The sequence below is a fragment of the Pseudolysinimonas sp. genome (assembly GCF_031389465.1).
GTDB lineage: Bacteria > Actinomycetota > Actinomycetes > Actinomycetales > Microbacteriaceae > Pseudolysinimonas_A.
The window spans coordinates 1-3,298 of record NZ_JANMSQ010000005.1; the positions used below are offsets into that span (position 1 = coordinate 1).

The 3,298-nt window shown below is 68.4% G+C and carries 4 protein-coding genes and 1 tRNA gene; 1 reads left to right on the top strand and 4 read right to left on the bottom strand.

Annotated elements, in window-relative coordinates; translation table 11 throughout:
* Nucleotides 1–114 precede the first annotated feature (114 nt).
* A tRNA-Ala gene (locus RMO30_RS00085) sits at nt 115–190 on the bottom strand.
* 40 nt (nt 191–230) lie between these two features.
* Complete coding sequence (locus RMO30_RS00090) at nt 231–1,103, bottom strand: hypothetical protein (RefSeq protein WP_309707859.1); 873 nt, start codon at nt 1,101–1,103, stop codon at nt 231–233.
* 95 nt (nt 1,104–1,198) lie between these two features.
* On the opposite strand from RMO30_RS00090, the gene RMO30_RS00095 reads away from it, so the two are divergent.
* Nucleotides 1,199–1,873 carry a hypothetical protein gene (locus RMO30_RS00095; RefSeq protein ID WP_309707861.1) on the top strand — a complete coding sequence of 225 codons (675 nt, stop codon included), beginning with the start codon at nt 1,199–1,201 and terminating at the stop codon, nt 1,871–1,873.
* A 70-nt stretch (nt 1,874–1,943) separates the two neighbouring features.
* Here RMO30_RS00095 and RMO30_RS00100 read toward each other — a convergent pair whose 3' ends face one another.
* Both RMO30_RS00100 and RMO30_RS00105 read right to left on the bottom strand, forming a co-directional pair.
* A complete protein-coding gene (locus RMO30_RS00100; RefSeq protein WP_309707863.1) occupies nt 1,944–2,591 on the bottom strand; it encodes a GNAT family protein in 648 nt (215 codons plus the stop codon).
* Nucleotides 2,588–3,298, bottom strand: a 711-nt coding sequence (locus RMO30_RS00105) for a UTP--glucose-1-phosphate uridylyltransferase (protein WP_309707865.1), incomplete at its 5' end; no start/stop codon positions are given. The genes RMO30_RS00100 and RMO30_RS00105, both read right to left, overlap by 4 nt.

Genomic DNA, 3,298 nt, shown 5'->3' on the forward strand with positions numbered 1-3,298 from the left:
CCGCCGCGCCGGCGCACCTGAAAACACCGGCGAGCACGACGGCCCGACGACCGTGCCCTACCTGTTCGACACCCAGATGTAGGGTGACCAGCGCCGTCGGCGAGACATCCCATTTGGTGGACCCTAGGGGATTTGAACCCCTGACCTCCTCGATGCGAACGAGGCGCGCTACCAACTGCGCCAAGGGCCCTTAGACAAGCAACGACTCTACCAGCCCCGCAGAGGCAGCTTTAGCCTGCCGACCGCCGACGGCGCAGCACTTCGTCGAGGTCGGTCGCCTCGACCGCGTCGGGTCCGAGCACGCCCATCCCGGCGTACTTCGACGACCGCGACGACCGCAGGCGCACGACCTCCGGGGATGTCTGCGCGGCACGCAGAGTCGCTTCCGCTTCGGCGGCTGCGGCACGCAACGCCTCAGCCAGGTCTGGACGCGGCGCGAGCGGCTCGGGGGCCGGCCGTGACAGGTACATCGGGCGGGGCATCTCGACGGGCGTCCACGGTTGGCGCTGCGCCGCAGGAGCGACATCCCGCACCTGCACCGCGGTACGCGGCCGCGCGGAACCTGCGCGCGGCATCGCCCGCGCATCGAGTCGACGTTGTACCGCGATCGCCACGGCACCACCCGCCGCAGAGACGGCGAGGATGCCGACGGCGCCCAGCGTCATCCCGGTCGTCGCGATGAGCCACACCTGCGTGAGCGCGACCACCGTGGCGGCGACCATGAGCAGCGAGGCGCCGAGACGGGTGCGGCGCATCCGTCGTCGGCGCAGAACGTCGGGGTCGAGGTTCGGGCGCGGAGCCGACGCGGGTGTCTCCCGGCGAACAGCAGCGACCTGCCGGGCGGCCATGGCATCCGCTCGACGCTCCTGCGCACGCAGCATCCGCTCCTGCCGGGCTGCCTCCCGCGCGGTCGCGGCGACCCGCACCGCGTCGGGCATCTCGGCGGTCTCGGCAAGCACGCGGATGGTCTGCTGCAGCCGGGTCGCGGTGCGCTCGGTGGCGAGGTACTCGCGGCGGCGCAGCCAGGTCGGCACGAGATACAGGAACCAGAGCACGGCCGCGACGGCGAGCATGATCGCCGTCCCCGCACCCGTGCCATCCATGACCAGAGAGTACGTTTCGCGCACCCCGGGATTGGGGTGCCGCGCCGCGCACTCAGGATGCGTGGAGGCGTGCCGGCGAGCGCTACGGTTCCCACATGCCCGAAACCGCAACAACCCCCGACCCGACCGCCCCCTGGTGGAAGCGCCACGTCGAACTCATCGTCGTGATCATGCTCGGCGTCGTCGCGACGGCGACCGCCTACACCTCGTTCCAGTCGGGCATCTACGGCGGTCACAGCGATGACAAGATCTCGCAGAGCGAAGCAGCGGGCACCCTCGCCGAGTCGCTCTACCTCGAAGGCAACCAGCAGTACGTCGTCGACTCGCAGACGATCCAGCAGCTGTCCGCATACGCGATCGCAGCGGATGCCGGCGACGCCACCGCCGCGCAGCAATACGACGACCTCTACTTCATCGGCGTCTCGGAAGAACTGGATGCAGCCATCCAGAACGCCGCTGCCCTCGACGAGTCGGAGCCCGAGTTCTGGCACGACCCGCAAGCCGACGAGGGCTACCAGGCCGCACTCTTCGGTGGGTACGGCGAGGAGAATGACAATGCGGTCGCCCTGCGCGCCGAAGGCGACGAGCTCGGCTACCGCGGCGACCTCCTGAGCCTCTATACGACCCTGATGGCCGTGACACTGTTCCTGCTCGGGATCGCGGCCGTGCTCAAGCGCCCGCTGCTGCAGTGGGTGCTCATCGCGACCGGCGGCACGATTTTCCTCGTCACGTCGATCCTCACCGCGATGGTGCCGTTCACCTGGCTCTAAGCACCACAAGCTGGCCTGAGATCTCCCGTACGGGATGTTTCCGCCCGTGAGTTATCCCAAATGGGATAACTCACCCCAGGTGGAGCGGCTTCTCGGCGGCGGTGCGGTCGGATTCGGGGATGACGCCGACGCCGGCGGGGACACGGCCGTCCTTCCAACGACGCAGCACGCCCTCCGGGATCTCCTCCATGGTGAGGGCGAAGCAGAAGTGGTCGCGCCAGTCGCCGTTGATGTGGATGAACCGACGCCGCAGCCCCTCGTAGCGGAAGCCGAGCTTTTCGACGACCCGCAGCGACGCCGCGTTCTCGGGGCGGATGCAGATCTCCATGCGGTGCAGTCCCAGCCCGAAGAACACGTGATCGGTCGCAAGTGCGACGGCCGTCGGAGTCACGCTCTTGCCGGCGAACCGCTCCGCCACCCAGTACCCGATGGATGCCGACGACAGCGACCCGTACGACATCCCCGAGACATTCAGCTGGCCCGCGAGCTCGCCGTTGTACTCGATGACGAACGGCACACCGTTGCCGGTGCGCTCATGCGCGAGCAGCGACCGGATGCTGGCCTTGGCGTCGAAGCCGACCGGGCCTTGTGGGTTCGTCGCCTCCCACTGGCGCAGCCAAGACCGGTTGTCGAGCAGCTCGCGTTCGAGCGTGCGGGCGTCGCGGATGCGGATCGGGCGGATGGCGATCGACCCGTCGCGCAGCGTCGGAACGTTCACGACTCCGCCGGGGCGTCACCCGGCAGACCCGCGGCGAACGGCTTCAGCCAGGCCCGGAAGTCGGGTCCGAGGTCGGCGCGGTCGCTCGCGAGCTGCACGATCGCTTTGAGGTAGTCGAGCCGATCACCGGTATCGTACCGGCGGCCGCGGAACACGACGCCATGCACGCCGCCCGCCCAGTCCGGTCCCGTGGCGAGTGCCTGGAGCGCATCGGTGAGCTGGATCTCGCCACCCTTGCCGGGCTCCGTGGCCTCGAGGATGTCGAAGATCTCCGGGCGCAACACGTAGCGGCCGATGACTGCAAGGTTCGACGGAGAGGTGCCGGGCTCGGGCTTCTCGACAAGGCCGGTGATGCGCACGACATCATCATCGTCGGTCGGCTCCACTGTCGCGATGCCATAGAGATGAGTCTGCGACGGGTCGACCTCGAGCAGCGCCACGACTGTCGTATTCAACGCGCCCTGCACGTCCAGCATCCGACTGAGGAGCACGTCGCGCGCGTCGATGATGTCGTCACCGAGGAGCACCGCGAACGGTTCGTTGCCGACGTGCATCTTGGCGCGCAGCACGGCATGGCCGAGACCCTTCGGGTCGCCCTGCCGCACGTAGTGAACATCGGCGAGGTCGGTGGAGTATCGCACCTTCTCAAGCTTCTCAAGGTCACCCTTGCGGGTGAGGATCTGCTCCAGTTCGCCGACCTTGTCGAA

Excerpts from the sequence above, each read along its gene's own strand:
- RMO30_RS00095 (WP_309707861.1), top strand. The coding sequence starts at position 1,199 with ATGCCCGAAACCGCAACAACCCCCGACCCGACCGCCCCCTGGTGGAAG.
- RMO30_RS00090 (WP_309707859.1), bottom strand. The coding sequence starts at position 1,103 with ATGGATGGCACGGGTGCGGGGACGGCGATCATGCTCGCCGTCGCGGCC.